Annotated in this window: 17 protein-coding genes and 1 pseudogene; 12 read left to right on the top strand and 6 right to left on the bottom strand. The window is 39.3% G+C overall.

From position 1 onward, the window contains the following. Positions 1 to 7: 7 nt before the first annotated feature. Both E0H82_RS05240 and cas1f read right to left on the bottom strand, forming a co-directional pair. Positions 8 to 2,956, bottom strand: a complete 2,949-nt coding sequence (locus E0H82_RS05240) for a CRISPR-associated endonuclease Cas3'' (RefSeq protein WP_131263664.1) — start codon at positions 2,954 to 2,956, stop codon at positions 8 to 10. Further along, a complete protein-coding gene (gene cas1f / locus E0H82_RS05245; protein ID WP_131263665.1) occupies positions 2,953 to 3,912 on the bottom strand; it encodes a type I-F CRISPR-associated endonuclease Cas1f in 960 nt (319 codons plus the stop codon). The genes E0H82_RS05240 and cas1f overlap by 4 nt, the downstream gene beginning before the upstream one ends. A gap of 659 nt (positions 3,913 to 4,571) precedes the next feature. On the opposite strand from cas1f, the gene E0H82_RS05250 reads away from it, so the two are divergent. Together E0H82_RS05250 and E0H82_RS05255 are read left to right on the top strand one after the other, a co-directional pair. Continuing rightward, on the top strand, positions 4,572 to 5,132 hold the full coding sequence (locus E0H82_RS05250; protein WP_131263666.1) for a 1-acyl-sn-glycerol-3-phosphate acyltransferase: 561 nt from the start codon (positions 4,572 to 4,574) through the stop codon (positions 5,130 to 5,132). Between the two features lie 116 nt (positions 5,133 to 5,248). After that, on the top strand, positions 5,249 to 5,998 hold the full coding sequence (locus tag E0H82_RS05255) for a YebC/PmpR family DNA-binding transcriptional regulator (protein WP_131263667.1): 750 nt from the start codon (positions 5,249 to 5,251) through the stop codon (positions 5,996 to 5,998). A 107-nt stretch (positions 5,999 to 6,105) separates the two neighbouring features. On the opposite strand, the gene E0H82_RS05260 is transcribed toward E0H82_RS05255, so the two are convergent. Together E0H82_RS05260 and E0H82_RS05265 are read right to left on the bottom strand one after the other, a co-directional pair. Further along, positions 6,106 to 6,576 (bottom strand): Lrp/AsnC family transcriptional regulator, encoded by a 471-nt coding sequence (locus E0H82_RS05260; protein ID WP_116762633.1) that lies wholly within the window; start codon positions 6,574 to 6,576, stop codon positions 6,106 to 6,108. Between the two features lie 255 nt (positions 6,577 to 6,831). Further along, entirely contained in the window at positions 6,832 to 7,602 is a 771-nt protein-coding gene (locus E0H82_RS05265; protein ID WP_131263668.1) for a glutathione S-transferase family protein, read from the bottom strand. Positions 7,603 to 7,974: 372 nt separating this feature from the next. Between E0H82_RS05265 and E0H82_RS05270 the strand changes: the two genes are divergently transcribed. From E0H82_RS05270 to E0H82_RS05310, 9 genes and pseudogenes are all read left to right on the top strand, one after another. Beyond that, complete coding sequence (locus tag E0H82_RS05270) at positions 7,975 to 9,177, top strand: SfnB family sulfur acquisition oxidoreductase (RefSeq protein WP_131263669.1); 1,203 nt, start codon at positions 7,975 to 7,977, stop codon at positions 9,175 to 9,177. A gap of 10 nt (positions 9,178 to 9,187) precedes the next feature. Beyond that, a complete protein-coding gene (locus E0H82_RS05275; protein ID WP_131263670.1) occupies positions 9,188 to 10,411 on the top strand; it encodes an SfnB family sulfur acquisition oxidoreductase in 1,224 nt (407 codons plus the stop codon). Then, a complete protein-coding gene (locus tag E0H82_RS05280) occupies positions 10,411 to 11,826 on the top strand; it encodes an LLM class flavin-dependent oxidoreductase (protein WP_131263671.1) in 1,416 nt (471 codons plus the stop codon). Before E0H82_RS05275 ends, E0H82_RS05280 begins: the two co-directional genes overlap by 1 nt. Before the next feature lie 31 nt (positions 11,827 to 11,857). Next, positions 11,858 to 12,700: a MetQ/NlpA family ABC transporter substrate-binding protein gene (locus E0H82_RS05285; protein WP_131263672.1), complete on the top strand. Its 843-nt coding sequence runs from the start codon at positions 11,858 to 11,860 to the stop codon at positions 12,698 to 12,700. A gap of 9 nt (positions 12,701 to 12,709) precedes the next feature. After that, the gene (locus E0H82_RS05290; RefSeq protein ID WP_131263673.1) at positions 12,710 to 13,552 is read left to right on the top strand and encodes a MetQ/NlpA family ABC transporter substrate-binding protein; all 843 of its coding nucleotides are present in this window, start codon (positions 12,710 to 12,712) and stop codon (positions 13,550 to 13,552) included. 11 nt (positions 13,553 to 13,563) lie between these two features. Continuing rightward, positions 13,564 to 14,634, top strand: a complete 1,071-nt coding sequence (locus E0H82_RS05295) for a methionine ABC transporter ATP-binding protein (RefSeq protein ID WP_131263674.1) — start codon at positions 13,564 to 13,566, stop codon at positions 14,632 to 14,634. Further along, a complete protein-coding gene (locus E0H82_RS05300; RefSeq protein ID WP_131263675.1) occupies positions 14,615 to 15,274 on the top strand; it encodes a methionine ABC transporter permease in 660 nt (219 codons plus the stop codon). Before E0H82_RS05295 ends, E0H82_RS05300 begins: the two co-directional genes overlap by 20 nt. 113 nt (positions 15,275 to 15,387) lie before the next feature. After that, positions 15,388 to 16,479, top strand: coding sequence for a redox-regulated ATPase YchF (gene ychF / locus E0H82_RS05305; protein WP_131263676.1), 1,092 nt, complete (start codon positions 15,388 to 15,390; stop codon positions 16,477 to 16,479). 116 nt (positions 16,480 to 16,595) lie between these two features. Continuing rightward, positions 16,596 to 16,754: pseudogene (locus tag E0H82_RS05310) on the top strand (Fe-Mn family superoxide dismutase); the annotation flags it as partial. A 200-nt stretch (positions 16,755 to 16,954) separates the two neighbouring features. Here the strand turns inward: E0H82_RS05310 and E0H82_RS05315 are convergent. Continuing rightward, a complete protein-coding gene (locus tag E0H82_RS05315) occupies positions 16,955 to 17,494 on the bottom strand; it encodes a DUF962 domain-containing protein (protein WP_131263677.1) in 540 nt (179 codons plus the stop codon). A gap of 94 nt (positions 17,495 to 17,588) precedes the next feature. On the opposite strand from E0H82_RS05315, the gene E0H82_RS05320 reads away from it, so the two are divergent. Next, a complete protein-coding gene (locus E0H82_RS05320; RefSeq protein ID WP_228258627.1) occupies positions 17,589 to 18,290 on the top strand; it encodes a Crp/Fnr family transcriptional regulator in 702 nt (233 codons plus the stop codon). 89 nt (positions 18,291 to 18,379) lie between these two features. Here the strand turns inward: E0H82_RS05320 and E0H82_RS16520 are convergent, their stop codons facing one another. Then, positions 18,380 to 18,553 carry a hypothetical protein gene (locus tag E0H82_RS16520; RefSeq protein ID WP_165492922.1) on the bottom strand — a complete coding sequence of 58 codons (174 nt, stop codon included), beginning with the start codon at positions 18,551 to 18,553 and terminating at the stop codon, positions 18,380 to 18,382. Positions 18,554 to 18,639 lie beyond the last annotated feature (86 nt).

The following is an 18,639-nucleotide window of genomic DNA, read 5'->3' on the forward strand; positions in this document are numbered from 1 at the left end:
CCTCTTTTTAGTTTGTAGTTAAAACTTGAATTTTATTTAATGAAATTGCACCAATTGGTTGTTTATCACAAACTGCATAATAAATTGCCTCTGTATGTCTTACCCCCGTCCCTCCAACCTTATTTAAATCATCTTCGATGTAACTTAAATAAAGTGGATATTCTGCATCTCGTGCATAATTTTCTAAAACTGTACATCTTGTAGTTTGTTTCTTTTCGGGAATACCTTGCACAGGATGTGTAACATCGATATTTCCATGCTTTTGTGCAATAAAAGTGATTAACCCTAAATCTCGAATTATGCTTAGTGATTCTGTCAAATTATCAAACTCAGTTGTATCATCCAAAGGTGGTTGATAAGCGTAAGAGTTCTCAAAAATTGGATTTTTATAATCATTTACATTCAGCACTGCTAATTGTACAAAACGACTATCTCCCCGTAATGAGTTTTTACTGATTTTAGACTTACGCTCTATTATTGATTTTTTGACTACTTTCACAGGTTCAGTCACTTTATTATTCAATTGTAGAATACTGCTCTTGATTGCTTTTTCTAGATCTTGCAAAAGTAATTGCTGACTTTTTCCATTCTCAGGAGATAAATAAAAATCTTTATAGAGTTTATACAACTTGGGTAAAGTAAAAGTTTGATCTGCAAGCTGATGGTGTAAAAACTCATACCAAACTTTAGCAGATTGCAAACCATGCAATGAGTTTAAAAATTTTGCAGATGAACCTTTAGATTTTCCTTGTTTAATATCATCGGTAATTGCAATAGTTAGAATATTTACAGTATTATTTTCCCCAAAACGATCTAAACGTCCTAGACGTTGCAAAATATTTTCAGCATGCGTCATTTCACTTAACATTGCATTACAACTAATATTCAAAGATGCTTGAACAATAGGTCCACTTCTCAAAACATCATATTGTGCTGTTCCATTTTTTTTGAATGATTCATACACTTCACCAAACCATTTTTTCTTATCACTACGCTTAAATTTTGAATGGAATAGAATGCTATTTTCGTGTTGTTGATGATAAATAAAACTTTGTTGTGCTGTTAATGCAGTATTACTAATAACAAAAGTTTTTGTATCATATTTTTTAAAAAATGGACTGTTGAGCTTATCGGCATCGTCATAATCAATAAAATTAACTTGGTAATGACTCTGATTAAATGATGGCATTTCAATAACATCATCGCTTCCAATACCAAGAATTTCTTCTAAATATAAGTAATGTGGCGTTGCCGAAACCAATAACGTATTTTTTTCATAAGCTTTACGCATATTTTTATTGGCAATGAGCTCTGCAAATAATAAATTGAAAATTTCCATACCAATATATTCATGGTATTCATCAAAGACCACATGAGCATTCATAAAAGGTAATAAGCTGTTTACTTTGGAATGGGTTGTAATTGATCCTAAAATCTGGTCAATCGTTGTAACCACCACATCACCCGAAAAATATTCATTTTCAGGTGTTAGGTTTTCCCATGAATTGGTATATTTAAACTCACCTGTAAATATTTCAATTTTTGCATCGGGTAAATAATCAGTTGTCAGTTCCTCAAAAATACCTTGGCAAACTTGTACACGTGGGCAAACCCAAATTATTTTTTGTGCATTTTTTAACTTCGCCCACTCTAGTGCAATTTTGGTTTTACCACATCCTGCTGCACCTGAAAGCACAGAAATATCTCGAACATCCGCAAGTTTTTGTGCAATTTCGTTTTGTTTTTGACTTCGCTCACTATTTGGAAATTTTTGTGCTACCCCCTCTAAAGAAGACATTAATGTTGAAATTTCTTCTTGAGTATCTTCAATAAAATCATCCAAGCACTGTTGTGCTAAATTTTCAATTAACTCATCTGCTGACCATGAAGATACTAAACGATCTGCACTAATAACACAGGCACGCAGTAAATTATGCTGTGCATTATATGAAATTTTCTGTCTTGTCTTTGCTAAAGTATCTGTGATCAAGTAGCGTTTAAATTCAGGGAATTCAGCACTTTTAAAGTCATATTGAAAACTTTCAATCAGATCATTAAAAGACTCAACAGACCAAAGTAAGTGTTTTTCAATCTGTGTAAATTCACTTGAATAATGGCTTGCAGATTGTTGTATTTTTTTGAGCATTAAAACTGCATTTTTAACCAAATTTTCAAATGCATCATCATTCAGATTTTTTGTTAAGTACTCATATACCTTAATAACACCTGTAAAATCATCTTTCTGACGGTAGGGCTTGGCATGATGCCAATAAATGACATGTTGCAAGCTTTCTTTTTGAGGATTATTTAAACCTACGCATTGCTTCTCTAATAAGTTAAACAGTAAGAGAGAAATTTCATTATGTCTCGGATGTTTATCAAATGTGAATTTAACATCAATATGCTGCCCATCCTCATCAGGATCTTTCTGTTTTTGCTTTTTCACCCAATCTTGAAAATGTGGATCTAGCTTCCCCAAATCATGTAAACACCCTGCCAAATAAGCGACTTTCGATAAATTTTGATGTTCATCATTATCTAATATACGTTCAAAAAGTTTCTGTGCAATATATCCAATTGCAAAAGAATGTTCTGCTAAAGGCTGTAATTTTGTATTCGCATAAAATTGATCTTGTTTAGCTTTCATTGTTGTCACATCCATAAATACTTCTTTTTGAGTGCTATTCACAGGCACAATGCCCTGTGCATTAAATTTATTCCGATTCCCCACGATCCACAGCAATTCACTTCTACGTCTGCCCCGAATCCAGTGACAGCTTACCGCAGTGCTTTTAGTCACCGTTTTACGTAATAATTTTTTAACTGCAATTAGACCATCTTCGGTAATCACTGTTTGCCAAGTGTTATCTCCAATTCGATCAGCAAAAGCATCCAATACACGGCGCGTCCGAGCTAAAGCTTTCTTTTCACACTGGCTAACGAAAGTCACGATCATGCTTCATCTCCATTTTTAGAAGATAAAGTAGCTTCCTTCACCTGATCAAACATCCAATCTAAACATTTATGCTCCGTAAATTTCTGAAGTATCTGTTGACGAAACTCCTGCTCAGTCATTTTTTCTTTTGCACACATAAAGGCATAAGGAAGTACCACAGCGTCCTTAATTAAATCCGCTACATCAAAGACCAAAGCCCCGCGGCGGGTTTTGCCATGCATCACAGCAAAACCATGTGGAATGCCTAAAACCCAAAGTGTCGTCGCTGCCAATCCATAGGCCAAATAATTACCGTGATTGAGAAAATCATTGGCTAAATCTCCCTGTTCATGATTACGCTCAAAACTCATTTTGTTGCGTGTTGCAGCAATTTTATAAAGTTGTTTGGTCATTGCCGCTTCATGCAAAAGCAAATCACCGACTTTTGTGGTGTTAGGAATCTTCTTTTCAAAACCATCCAATGCAGTTTGAATATCCCGATCATCTAAATAAAAACCCTGCTCTTTTAAATCACGGTCTTTGTCCCAAACTTTCCGTATAAAATCGATACGCGCATGTTGAAATTGTTTTGCCACCGCTAGACGCTTGTCATCTTCGAACCAAAATTGCATCCAACCCTGCATATATTCTGTTGGTCGGTATTCACTTTGCGGTGTTATCAACTCAATTTCACTACCCATAAAAAGTGGCGTTCCACCTCCACCACAAAAACCAACCAATACCCCTGCACTGGCGAGCATTCGCATCGCTGCCTGAGTAATCGACGTACCTGTGCCGAGTAAAATCACTGTGGTATTGGCAATTGGGATATTCCAGTATTGGTTTTCATTTTTGGCTTCGGTGAGGTAAAGCACCCGACCATCTTTTTGCATGACACGAGCATGTTCAAGGTAATAGACATTGGCGCGTTTTGAATGAAGAATTGCTTTTAAGTCTGATGGATTCAGTTGTTCCATTTTTTATAAAACTATAAATATAATAATTAAAATGAGTATAAAAAAATTATGGGAAAAATATATAAAACTTGAGTTTAAAACGACATACTTTGACGTTTATTTCACGCTTTAGCTTAAACAGAATTCTTATTTTCAACTTAAAGCGTTGGGCGTAAAGTTCATGCTTTGTGTATGAAAATCAAACTCAATAGATCAACAAAAAATACAGTAAATTGTCGAATTCATTATGATTTAACTGATTTATTTTTTCGAAAATCTAAATAGAATTCGATTAAAGACCAAATCACGACCAATAAAAAAAAGAAAAAGACCAACAGAAAAGCGGAAAAATACATCATATTGTTCAATCCTAAACTTGCTTTAGTAAAACGACAGATATTCAATGAAGTTCCATTTCATCTAAGACAAAAGTCTAATATGGTTTAAATGCAATGAATAGTGATTTTTCCAATAAATTAAGACTTTTTTTCAATGAGTTGATCTATAAAACTAATAAATATGGCAGGTTATTGCTATAACCGAGACACCATCACAAAACAAAAAAACCAAATATACACTTGTATTTTATATATGCAATTACATCATTCCAGCTATTGACCTTATTTTGAAATAAGCAGACATTAGCAAGCTTAATTAACCCCATAACATTAAGATCCGCTATGTTAAAAAAAATGATTGGCGAATCCGCATTTAAACTTGCGGGCTGGCAATATCACGTAGAACCCAACACCCTCGAAAACAAACAAGTGATTGTGGGTTTTGAACACACCTCAATGATGGATGCTGTTTTATCTCTCGCCTTGTTCCAAATTTACGATATTAAAATCCATACCCTCATCAAAAAAGAATTGTTTAAGGGCCCGTTAAAGCCATTGCTAGGAGCTATTGGCGGAATTCCAGTTGACCGTAAATCTAATCAAGATATTGTGGGACAAATGGTCGACCTCTTTGCCTCTCACGAAAAATTTAATTTGGTGATTGCACCTGAGGCAACTCGTGCAAAAGATGGTGAAGTCCGCAAACCTATCCGTACAGGATTTTGGCATATTGCCAAAGCTGCCAATGTCCCTATTGTTTTAATGTATGCCAACTCGCAAACCAAACAAGGCGGTATTTTTGGCAAAATTTATCCCACTGAGCTTCATCACGACCTAGCGCTTATGCAAAAGTTGTATAAAGAAAATGTGGGATTGGACATTATTATTCCTGAACCCAAATAGCATTGTTCAATTGTTTAAAAACTCAAACTTAAGCCCTTTCTCTAAAAAAAGGGCTTATGGTAGAATCTGCTCAATTTGATTTGGCATAAGGCCAATCTACAAGGAGCATATTTCGCATGGCGGGTCATTCCAAGTGGGCTAATACTAAGCATCGTAAAGCAAAACAAGATGCGAGCCGCGCTAAAGTATTCACAAAATTCATTCGTGAAATCGTTACAGCTGCCCGTTTAGGTGGTGGTGACGTTGCATCTAACCCACGTTTACGTGCTGTCGTTGAGAAAGCATTAGTCGCAAACATGACACGTGATACGATCAACCGTGCAATCCAGCGCGGTGTTGGCGGTGAAGAAAATGCTGATTTAAAAGAAGTCACTTACGAAGGTTATGGCGTGGGTGGTGTTGCGGTAATCGTAGAAACAATGACTGACAACTTAAACCGTACTGTGCCAGATGTTCGTCACTGTTTTTCTAAAACCGATGGTAACTTAGGTACTGCTGGTTCAGTGGCTTATATGTTTACTAAACGCGGTGAAATTACTTTTGAAGACGTTTCTTTAGAAGACAAAATCATGGACGTGGCTTTAGAAGCTGGCGCTGAAGATATTGAAGTGGCTGAAGACGAAATTTTAGTCATCACAACACCTGAGACTTTTGGTGAAGTTCAAGATGCGCTAACAGCAGCAGGTTTAAAATCTGACAATGCTGAAGTCGTGATGAATCCTTCAACTAAAGCATTGATTTCCGATGTAGATCAAGCGAAAAAAATCGTGAAAATGATTGATATGTTTGAAGATTTAGATGATGTGCAAAACGTTTATACCAACGTTGAATTTACAGAAGAAGTTTTAGCTCAGCTAGATGAGTAATCTTTCAAAAAATAAAAAAACGCGCCTATGAGCGCGTTTTTTTATTGCTGTATGTAAGTGATGACCTTGCTTAGATTCGCAATTGGTCTGACTTTAAAACTTAGTATCTAAACCTTATTCAATAAACCGCGACAGTTAAATACATTGTATTCCTTAATAACGAAACTGGAATGTAATGCAACCACATGCTCAATCTTCCCAATCCGATTCAGGAGAATCTGACTGTAATTTTCCATATCACGTGCAATCACTTCCACAATAAAATCTGCCGACTGCCCTGTGACCAAAAAAGCATTAATGACTTCTGGAATACTTTCTAATTCTTCTAAAAATTTGGAAAAAGTATCACTATCATGCTTACTTAAAGAAACTTGCAGTAATACATGTAAGCTAAAGCCGAGTTTTTGATAATTAATGTCGCGACGTACATTGGTCATGACATTGGTATCAATTAAGTGTTTAATGCGACGATGAACCGAGCTGACCGAAAGATTAATTCGCTCTGACAGTTCATTGAGGTTCACATCTTCATGGGTTAATATTTCCAGAATTTGTTTGTCAAAGCGGTCTAATTCCATCACTGGCTCCAAAAATAAAATAATAAGGTGTAAATAAAAACCACGTATGAGTTATTTGAATTATGCAAGATACGTGCTCAGCATCCGAGAATGATTATTTCGTTTATTCCACTAAAAATAAAGTCGCGTATGCTACTTATTTTTATCAATCCATAGATTTACAGAAATTCAATGCAATAAATAGCCCTGAATATAAATTAAATGTCACTCTTAGGTAATATTTAACTACTTTTTACTTGAGTGGTTCTTAAAAGGTTACATACCGCGCCAGTCTACACGTGCATTGCGTTCGGTATAATAAATACGCTGTACATATTGTCCCAAAGGTAAATCTAAAAGTTGATGCTTGAAGGCATAAAACTCTTCAGAACTGCCCGAAATGTAGTCTTCTTCACGCTCCCAAGGGGTTCCAGCTATTTCTAATAAAGGTGCAAGCATGGAACAGACCGAAATATCTGCAAGCCCCAAACGCTCCCCCACAAAATAACGCCCATCATTTTCTAATAATTTCTGATTCAATACGGTAATCAGTTGTTCCATCTGATGCTTAGAATAAGCAACTTTTTCAGCATCAAGCTGATAGCTCTTAGACACCAGTGTTTTTAATATGGGTTTAGAAAATTTTTCAAATTGGCGTAGATAACCTTTTTCACCAATCATAATGTCTAAGGTTTCATCACTTTCCGATAAACTTTGTGCTAACCCCCAACGGCGTACATGTAAGCCAAGCTCTGACGCCAAGGCATTAATTTCTAATGCAACTTCTCTTAAATGTGAATCTGCACGTAATAAAGCATGTTCAGGATAAGTTTGATCTAAATACAATGCAATTTGGGTTGAATCGGCAACCCAATACTCATTGTCTCGTAAAATTGGCAGTTTATTCTGCCCTGTTTTGAGTTGTGCAAAAGCACGATGTACACCAGGGATTAAATTGTGTGCAACAAAATCAAGTTGTTTATGATCGAGTAACCAGCGAGCTTTCTCACAATAATGAGATAAAGGAAACTGGTATAAAATTCGCATAAACACTCCAAAAGATGAGAGGAACATTGATTTATTCAGAAAACCAACGCTTTTAGTCTGTTACTTTAGTCAGTCAAAGCCAGAAACACAATGTCCTTTTTATCCCAAAATAAATACGACTTAACCTTGTCCGGTTATACAATTTTCTGTCTTGAATATCTTTAAACAAGATAACCCTCCATTTTGGGAACACCCCATAAAACCTTAAAGTTATAATTATCAATGAAAATCAAACATTTAACTTATCTATATTTATTCAAACTTTACCACTTTAAGTTTTAAACATTGTTTTTCATAAGTACATAGAAATCAGTCAGTTAATTTTTTATAACAGACCGATTAACGTTTTGACATTGTTTCAAAGGTGTCATCATGGCTTATATCAATTCTAAAAACATACAGATCATCGAAAATGATCAGGATGCAATTAATGCCGCTTATCAGGTTGCAGATTTTGCCCTTGAAGGTCGCAATGCTCGCGATCAAAACCGAGCATTACCTTTTGCAGAAATTGAACAATTTAGCCAAAAAGGCTTAGGCGGTTTAAGAATTCCCAAACAATATGGCGGTGCTTATGTGTCCAATAAAACACTGGCACGTGTATTCCGTATTTTAAATAAAGCCGATTCTAGTGTAGGACAAATCCCACAGAATCAAATTAGCTTGCTGTATCTCATTGACTTGATGGGCACTGAAGCGCAAAAGCAGTTTATCTTTCAGCAAATTTTAGAGGGTAAACGCCTTGCCAATGGTGGACCAGAACGCCATACCAAAGATTCTAAAACACTCAACACCACATTAAGTTTGGAGAATGGTCACTATTACTTACAAGGTGAAAAATTCTATTCAACGGGCAGTAGCTTCGCGCATTGGTTAGCCATTAAAGCCATTCATCCAGAAGGTCATGTAGTACTCGTCATCGTAAATCGTGAAGCTCAAGGCATTGAAGTGATTGATGATTGGGATGGTTTTGGACAACGTACTACATCGAGTGGCTCAGTCCGTCTAAACCATGTGGAAATTGATCCTTTCCTGATCTTTGATGAACGTCCCTTAACGGCAGCACCAACCTATCGCGGGGCTTATTCGCAACTGTTACAAGTTGCGATTGATGTCGGCATTGCTGAGGCTGCCTTTGAAGATACGTTGGCAACCGTCAAAAAAGCGCGTCCAATTGTCGATGCCCAAGTCGAAAAAGCCAGCTTTGAACATTACACCCTACAAGAAGTAGGCAAACTGCAAATTCAACTTGAAGCCGCTATTTTACTGCTCGATGAAGCCGCAGAGTATTTAGATGAGTTAGATCAACTCGATGGTGTAACCGATGAGCAAGCTGCACGAGCCTCTATTCTCGTCGCTGAAGCCAAAATTTATGCCAATGATGCAGCACTGAATATTTCTGAAAAACTGCTCGAACTCGGAGGCAGCCGTTCAAGTTTAAGTCAATTCAATTTAGATCAGCACTGGCGTAATGCACGTGTGCACACCTTACATGATCCAGTGCGTTGGAAACTTCATGCGCTAGGTAATTATTACCTGAATCATCAATTACCTGCCCGCCATGCATGGATTTAAGGAGAATAACATGACCTCATTTCAAAGTATTTCCCCTGCACAGGCAGCGCAACTTGCACCTGCACATATTATTCAATCCGATGCCGAAGCCTTAGAAATTGCACACACCTTGGCAGAACAATTCAAGCACAATGCGATTCTGCGCGATGCTGAGCGTATTTTGCCTTTTGATGAAATTGAAGCATATAGCCAGTCTGGACTTTGGGCCATTACGGTACCTAAACAATATGGTGGTGCTGAAGTTTCGAGCTATACCGTGGCGCAGATTATTGCCCTTATGAGTGGTGTGGATGGTTCAATCGGGCAAATCCCACAAAATCATTTCTATGCCTTGGAAGTTTTACGTAATACAGGGTCAGAGCAACAAAAACAAAAACTGTATCAGGAAGTATTGCAAGGTGCGCGCTTTGGTAATGCGCTTGCAGAGTTTAAAACCAAGAATGCCGCACAAAAGCAAACCGCAATTTCCCCAACAGCGAATGGTTTTATCGTCAATGGTGAAAAATTCTATTGCACAGGCAGTTTGTTTGCACATCGTATTCCAACCTTGGTCAAAGATGCACATGACCGTGAGTTTTTAGCCTTTATTCCGCGTAACAGTGAAGGCTTAGAGCTGATTGATGATTGGTCGGGATTTGGACAACGCACTACAGGCAGTGGTACAGTCAAATTCCATCAAGTCTTTGTTGCTGCAGAAGATGTGATTCCTTTCGATCAAACCTTTCAACAGCCTACTTTGGTTGGACCTTTTGCCCAAATTATGCATGCGGCAATTGAAACAGGCATCGCCCGTGCTGCTTTTGAAGAGACCTTGATTCGTGTGCATCAAGCCCGTCCTTGGATTGATTCAGGTGTCGATGCTGCAACCCAAGACCCACTGACCTTATTAGAATTAGGTCGTGTCGTGGCAGACGTTCGCGCTAGCGAAGTGTTATTAAAACAAGCCGCTCGCTCTATCGATGCCGCCAAACCGCAACCCACCGAAGACAACATTACTCAAGCGTCTTTAGATGTTGCCAAAGTGCGCGCACATAGCAGTGAAACAGCACTTAAAGCATCGTCCAAACTGATTGAACTGGCAGGTAGCCGTGGTAGCCAGCGCGTAGATGGTTTAGACCGATTCTGGCGTAACGCCCGCGTACATACCCTGCACGATGCGGCACGTTGGAAGTATTACTTCATTGCTAATTACACCCTCAACGGCATTCGCCCTCCACGTCGGGGGACTTTGTAATGACACAACAAACGCCGAAAAAGATTATTTTAAATGCCTTTGATATGAACTCGGTTGGACATATCAATCATGGTTTATGGACACACCCGCGAGATCAATCGCACCGTTTTAATGAACTCAGTTATTGGACTGAATTGGCACAAACCTTAGAACAAGGCTTATTTGACGGTCTATTTATTGCCGACATTACAGGTGTTTATGATGTCTATCAGAATGGTATTGATTTAACCCTGAAAGAATCGATCCAGTTGCCTAGTCATGATCCAAGTACCTTGGTTTCAGCTATGGCTGCTGCAACGCAACATTTGGGTTTTGGTGTTACGGTTAATTTAAGCTATGAAAATCCATATCAATTTGCCCGTCGTTTTGCCAGTTTAGACCATTTAACCCAAGGCCGTATCGGTTGGAATATTGTGACGGGTTATTTGGACAGCGCGGAACGTTTGGTGGGACAAAAAGGTCTAAAAGAACACGACCTGCGTTATGCCCAAGCCGAAGAATTTCTTGAGCTTTGCTATAAGTTTTGGGAAGGCTCTTGGGAAAATAACGCGGTACTGAAAGATAAAGCACAGCGTATTTTTACCGATCCCGCTAAAGTACATGCCATTCAGCATCAGGGACAGTTTTATCAAAGTCAGGGCGTGTTTCAAGTCTCTCCCTCACCACAGCGTACCCCCGTTTTATATCAGGCTGGCGCTTCGCCACGTGGTTTAGCTTTTGCGACTCAACATGCGGAAGGTATTTTTATTGGTGGAGATCGACCAGAGAAGATTAAGCAACAGGTCGATAAAATTCGTGCTCTCGCGGTTGCTCAAGGTCGAGATGCCAATACGGTAAAAATCTTTGTCGGGATTACTGTTGTGACCGCCGAAACGGATGCATTGGCACAAGAAAAATTGGCTGAATATATCCGCTATGCCAGTCCTGAAGCGGGTTTAGCACATTACTCCAGTTCTGTAGGCATTGATTTATCCAAATTTGCTGATGATGAAGCAATTCCCTATCAAAAAACCAATAGCATTGCCTCGGTCAATCAAAAGTTTAAAGAACAAACCATTACCCGCAATGACTTAAAAGCACAGCATGTCTTGGGTGGGCGTTATCCCCTCATTATTGGAAGTGGCGCGGCTGTGGCAGAACAATTGATTCAGTGGATCGATGAAACAGGCATTGATGGTTTTAATCTGACCCGCACGGTTGCCCCAGAATCGCATCAAGACTTTATTCGTTATGTTATTCCTGAATTACAACAACGTGGGCGCTACAAAACAAGCTACAGCGAAGGCAGTTTAAGACACAAACTGTTTCAACAAGGCGACCATCTTGCGGCCCATCATCCTGTGCAGCAGTTCCGATGTTTAAGCTCAAACTCGACTCCAGACTTAACCACACATTCAGAAAAACAGACAGCTTAACTGCTGTAAATTTAAAAATACGAGAGATAACATGGCTTTAACTGCAAAAAATAAATTTACCTTCTTGGGGGTGATTGTCGCTGCACTGGTGATTGGGCTGGTGGCATGGAGCTACCATAAAAAGACCAGTAATACTGAATTGGTCATTGGTATTAGCCCACCATTTGCCAATCCGTTAAAAGTCGCAGTCGAAGAAGCAAAACAACAAGGCATCAATGTCAAACTGGTGGAATTTTCTGACTGGAATACACCGAATATTACCTTGAATCATGGCGATATTGATGCCAACTATTTCCAGCATCAACCCTTCTTAGACAATGCCATCAAAGAAACTCAATTCAAACTGAAAGCATTGGACAAAGGCGTCACAACGCATGTCGGCTTATACTCCAAGAAATACCATTCACTGGGTGAACTACCAGATCAAGCCCGCGTGGTCATTCCAAATGATCCAGTGAATCAAGGTCGTGCATTGTTGCTGTTACAACAAGCCAAACTGATTACTTTAAAAAATCCAGAGAATCATTTATCTAACTTACAAGACATTGCTGCCAATCCTAAAAAGCTGCAATTTATTGAAGTTGAAGGCCCACAAACGGCACGTGCAGTGGATGATGCTGACTTAGTATTTAGTTACCCGCATTATTTACGTCTTGCCAAAACCATTGACCCGAATGATGCGCTGATTTTAGATGACAATACCAATACTCGTTATTCGATTTTATTTGTGGTGCGCGATGACTACCAACAGCAACATCCAGAGAAAGCAGCACAATTAGAAAAATTTATCAAAATTTATCAGACTTCTGCCAAAGTTAAACAAACTTTGAATGATGAGATTGGCTCAAAACTTTGGTTCCCGGGTTGGAAGTGAGATTGAGCGATGACAGATTCAGTTTTTAAGCCCAAAAATCCTAAGGTATGGCTGATTGGACTGACAGTTGTGATCTTGATTGCTGCTGTAGCGGTTTACCGCTACAGCAAAAGTCAGGCCCAACAAGATGTTTTAACCATTGGCATCAGCCCACCTTATGCAGAACTTCTACAAAGTGTTGCAGATGATGTAAAAAAACAAGGAATTCAGGTCAAACTGGTCGAATTCTCTGACTGGCATGCACCCAATGTCGCAGTACAAAACGGCGATATTGATGCCAACTTTTTCCAGCAAAGCGTCTTTTTACGCAATGCAATTCGTGAAACTCAATATGACCTCCATGCCTTTGCCACGGGTACAGGCAGTCATGTTGGACTATATTCAAAGAAATATAAGTCTTTACAGCAACTTCCAAACAAAGCCCGTGTGGTCATTCCGAATGATCCAGTGAACTCTGCCCGCGCGCTGATTTTGCTGCACCGCGCAGGTTTAATTCAATTGAAAGATATCAATAACGAACTTTCGACTGTGCAGGACATCGTTCAAAATCCAAAGCAACTGCAATTTATTGAAGTTGAAGGACCACAAACTGCACATGCATATAACGATGCCGACCTCATCTTTGGTTTTCCACATTACTTAAACATGGCGAAAGTAACCAATCCGCATAGCGCTCTGTTTCTCGACCCTATCGATAAGAAATATGCAATTTTGTTCGTCACACGTAAAGACTACAGCGATCACAATCAAAAACTAGCCACTTTCGTTAAAGCTTTCCAAAACTCTAAAAAAGTTCAAGAGATTTTAGACCGAGATTTTGGCAGCAAGATGTGGTTTGAAGGCTGGAAATAAGGAGAAAGACAATGGTGAGTTTTGGTTCTCATGTGGATTTTTCCCTTCCACATATCAAAATCCGCAATTTGAACAAGTATTATGCAGTACAAAATCAACACGTCCATGCACTCAAAAATATTGATTTGGACATTCTCAAAGGCAAGGTTTTCGGCATTATTGGTAAAAGTGGTGCGGGGAAATCCTCCCTGTTACGCACACTCAACGGCCTAGAAAAAGTCAGTGAAGGCAGCATTCATATCCATCAACACAACTTAGCCGAACTCAATCATGCCGAACTGATTCAGCTACGTCAACGCATTGGTATGATCTTTCAACACTTCAATTTAATGTCTGCCAAAACCGTGTGGGACAATGTTGCACTACCGCTTAAAATTGCCCATTACAACGCTACAGAAATTGAGCAACGCGTCAGTGAAGTGTTGCAATTGGTTGGTTTAGCCGATAAAGCCCAACACTATCCTGCACAACTTTCAGGTGGGCAAAAACAACGAGTTGGCATTGCCCGAGCGCTGGTACATCATCCTGAAATATTGTTATGTGATGAAGCGACCTCTGCACTTGATCCAGAAAGTACCTCAGTGGTGTTATCGCTGCTCAAGGAAATCAACCAAACACTTGGCATTACCATTGTTTTGATTACCCATGAAATGCAGGTGATTCGAGAAATTTGCGACCAAGTTGTAGTGATTGAACATGGGGAAATTGTAGAGTCTGGACAAGTCTGGTCGGTCTTTTCAGCACCTCAGCAGCAAATTACCCAAGAGTTGCTGAATTTAGAACAATTAGATTTGCCATTTCAGTTACACGCAGAACCCACAACAGAATCGAGTCATGTCATCTTGCGATTAAGCTATGCCTCTCCCCTGCAACATGCACCCGATTTGAACGCTATATTCTCGGCTATCAATCGCCCTGTTCATCTATATCAAAGTCATATTGATTCAATTCAGGAACATTTGATTGGAAAATTTGTGGTGGCTGTGCCACACCACGATCTGGATCTCAATCAGCTTAAACAACAACTGCAACACCAGTTTGCCAAAATTGAGGTATTGGGCTATGCACGACCAACTCATTGAACTCTTGCTCACAGGAACTGTTGATACGCTAATTATGGTCGGTGTATCGGCGATTTTAGCTTTCCTGATTGGTTTACCTATGGCAGTCATACTGGTGAATACCAGTGAACATGGCATTTATCCCTCAAAACCAATTAACCAAGCTTTGGGTTGGGTGGTGAATATCACCCGTTCGGTGCCTTTCCTCATTTTAATGGTAGCCTTGATTCCTTTAACGCGTTTTATTGTCGGCACCAGTTACGGCGTTTGGGCAGCCGTTGTGCCTCTGACCTTAGCCGCAACGCCATTTTTTGCACGAATTGCGGAGGTCAGTTTACGTGAAGTCGATCAAGGCTTAATTGAAGCAGCACAAGCGATCGGTTGTAACCGTAAACAAATCATTTGGCATGTATTACTGCCCGAAGCATTACCCGGGATTGTGGCAGGCTTTACCGTCACCATTGTCACCATGATTAATTCTTCAGCGATTGCAGGTGCCATTGGCGCAGGTGGATTAGGTGATATTGCCTATCGTTATGGTTATCAACGCTTTGATATGCAAATGATGCTCGCGGTCATTGTGGTATTGGTGATTCTGGTCATGTTGGTGCAGGCAACTGGAGATGCGCTTGCACAACAACTAGACAAACGAAAAGTTTAACAATCATGCACTTGAAGATGCCAAAAAGAAAGATACGAGCCATGACCTGACTTTGTCATGGCTTTCATGTAAAATCAGCGCCAATTTTTAAATAATACGTTGTGAGTCATTTCATGGGTTTTAATTGCGGTATTGTCGGCTTGCCGAACGTTGGTAAATCTACCCTTTTCAATGCGTTAACTAAAGCAGCAATTGCGGCAGAAAACTTCCCGTTCTGTACCATTGAACCAAACACAGGGATTGTTCCTGTTCCAGATTTACGTTTAGACAAATTAACTGCAATCGTAAAACCACAACGTGTGCTTCCAACCACGATGGAATTTGTGGATATTGCTGGTTTGGTTGCAGGTGCATCTAAAGGTGAAGGCCTAGGCAACCAGTTCCTTGCCAACATCCGTGAAACTGATGCCATTGCACACGTTGTTCGTTGTTTTGAAGATGAAAACGTGATTCACGTCAACGGTAAAATTGACCCGTTAGATGATATTTCTACCATCAATACAGAACTTGCGCTTGCTGACTTGGAAACTGTAACTAAAGCCGTTACACGTTTAGCAAAATCAGCGAAAAGTGGTGACAAAGAAGCCATTGCAACGAAAGCCGTTTTAGACAAAATTCTACCTTTATTAGATGAAGGCAAACCAGCTCGTGCTGCTACGCTTGATGATGATGAGCGCAAATTGGTACGTGGTTTTGGTTTAATGACTTTAAAACCAACCATGTACATCGCTAACGTGGCTGAAGATGGTTTCGAAAACAACCCACATTTAGAAGCAGTGAAAAAACTTGCTGCGGAAGAAAATGCAATTGTGGTTCCACTGTGCAACCAAATCGAAGCTGAAATTTCGTTACTTGAAGATGAAGACCGTGCTGAATTCCTTGAAGCTCTGGGTATGGAAGAACCTGGTCTTAACGTGGTAATCCGCGCGGGTTATGCATTACTTGGCTTACAAACTTACTTCACAGCAGGCGTACAAGAAGTACGTGCTTGGACTGTAAAAGTTGGTGCAACTGCGCCACAAGCTGCGGGTGTGATTCATACTGACTTTGAAAAAGGCTTTATCCGTGCTGAATGTATTGCTTATGATGACTTCATTCAATACAACGGCGAAGCAGGTGCTAAAGAAGCAGGCAAATGGCGTCTAGAAGGTAAAACTTACGTGGTACAAGACGGCGACGTTTTACACTTCCGTTTCAATGTCTAATTACATTTAGATGTTTCAAAAAGCCAGTGATTACACTGGCTTTTTTTATTGCCGATATTCAACAGTAACACCTTCATTATTGTATTTCTTGCACCATCTACATACGAACATTATGCCCCTCGATGCAAGGTCATACACCAATTTTGGCGTTGGATGTCTGGGAACATGCTTATTATCTTCAATATCAAAACCATCGTCCTGAGTACATCGCGGCATTTTTTAATGTTGTCGATTGGCAGGAAATCAACCGTCGTTATGAACAAGCAATCCAATAATGCATGTGCTGGTTGAATTGCCTATGTCATCATTTCATCGACTACGCTACATATTTGGACTCGGGATTCTGTTGAGCGGTATGCTACTTTGCATTGATAAAGTGGCTACATCCGTATATGTATTTTAACTTTTGAGAAACTGTGTCCAATGCTCCATATGGTAGAGCATTGGATTAAAATATATAAAGATTTAAATGGTATTAAGATGTCGTGGCATCCACAGGTTTTGCATCCATTGCAGCCCTTTGTTTTCTGGCTTGTTCAAGAATGTGTTGTTGCAATTCTTTTCTCAAGCCAAGAATAAAAACTGCTTCTGCTAACACAAATAAGGGACCAATGATCAAACCGACCAAATCATCGACAAAGGCTGGTTTTTTCTTTTCATAAAAATGCCCAACAAACTGAAATATCCAACCCACCACAAAAATACCCATACTCAGCATCAACCATACTGCCAAAGTTAGACTGGCAACCTTTAACGCCAAAGGATAGACCGTCGCAAAAAGTAACAACATGATCGCGCCAAACCATAGATCTAATTTCAAATAATATCCACAGCTCAATATAATCAAGACCAATGCTAAGGTGATTTCAAATCCTGAAAAGTGAAACCCTACCCGTGCAGTCAAACACATAATAGAGAACACAATCAGCGGAATCCCCACAAAATGCGTTAAAATATTTTTATGATCAAGATGATAAGCCGCATACTGGCTTAAAAGTTGTTCTAATTTACTCATTGGGATCGTCCTTGTAAGATGTATAAACTCACTATATAAAAAAATCATTTTTATAGTTGTCACCTAGCCGACAATTCAAAAAATAAGGATGCCCATGACACTGCAAATGGATGATCTTCAACATCTTGCCAATAACCGTTGGTATTCTGAGCTACCAGTTCCTTTTCAGCAGTTTATTCAGGAACATGCGCTTATACAGCACTATCAGAAAGAACAAGCTATTTTTTATTCTGGAAATGCTTTTGATGGAATCTATGCGGTACTCGATGGTGCAGTACGCTTAGGTTATGTCGATATTGAAGGTACAGAATCTATTGCTGCAATTGCAGAACCCATCATGTGGTTCGGTGAAATCTCTTTAATTGATCAGCAACCGCGTTCCCACGATGCCATTGCGATTCAAAAAACACGCATCCTGCATATCCCAAGTGCTGCCATTTACACGCTACTCGCTGAACAACCTCAGTTCTGGTTTCATATTGCTCAACTCACCAGCCAAAAATTACGTATTGCTTTTTTAGAGCTGATTTCAATTCAAACTCAGACCATCAGGCAACGGCTTGCTCTACGCTTAATGCTGATTTTACAAGGCTATGGCAATCATGTGCTGATTGAAAAAAATGCCATCCAACTGAGTCAGGAACAACTGGCACAAATGCTGACTTGTTCACGACAAACGGTGAATCAGGAATTACAAGCTTTGGAGAAACTCGGTGTATTAAAACTTGCGTTTAAAAAAATTGAAATTATAGATCAAGAGCAATTACATCATTTGGCGTATACCCTACACAGCTAAAACCAAAGTAACTTGCCGCGTTGTCATGGTGCGAAAAATTTCACCATAACTGTGCACACCTCAATATATGCACCAAAAAAGCAACTCAATTAAGAGTTTAATTGGCAGACATTGACCTCATCAAAACCATTGGTGCAAGGTGCAACTTCTTGTGCAACAGAAAAATATAAAGCAGTGTGTACTTTCGGCTGTTCAATCTGAGCATTCACAGTTGAACTGAATACCCAGAAAAGACCTAAAGCAAGCAAAGATGTTTTCAACATAGAACGATAACCTCACGACAATAAATGTGACTTTTCATGTAAATTATATAGTTTTTTATCACATAAAAATAATGTATTAAATTAAT

Origin of the sequence: Acinetobacter sp. ANC 4910 (genome assembly GCF_004331035.1) — a bacterium.
In the GTDB taxonomy this organism is placed as follows: domain Bacteria; phylum Pseudomonadota; class Gammaproteobacteria; order Pseudomonadales; family Moraxellaceae; genus Acinetobacter.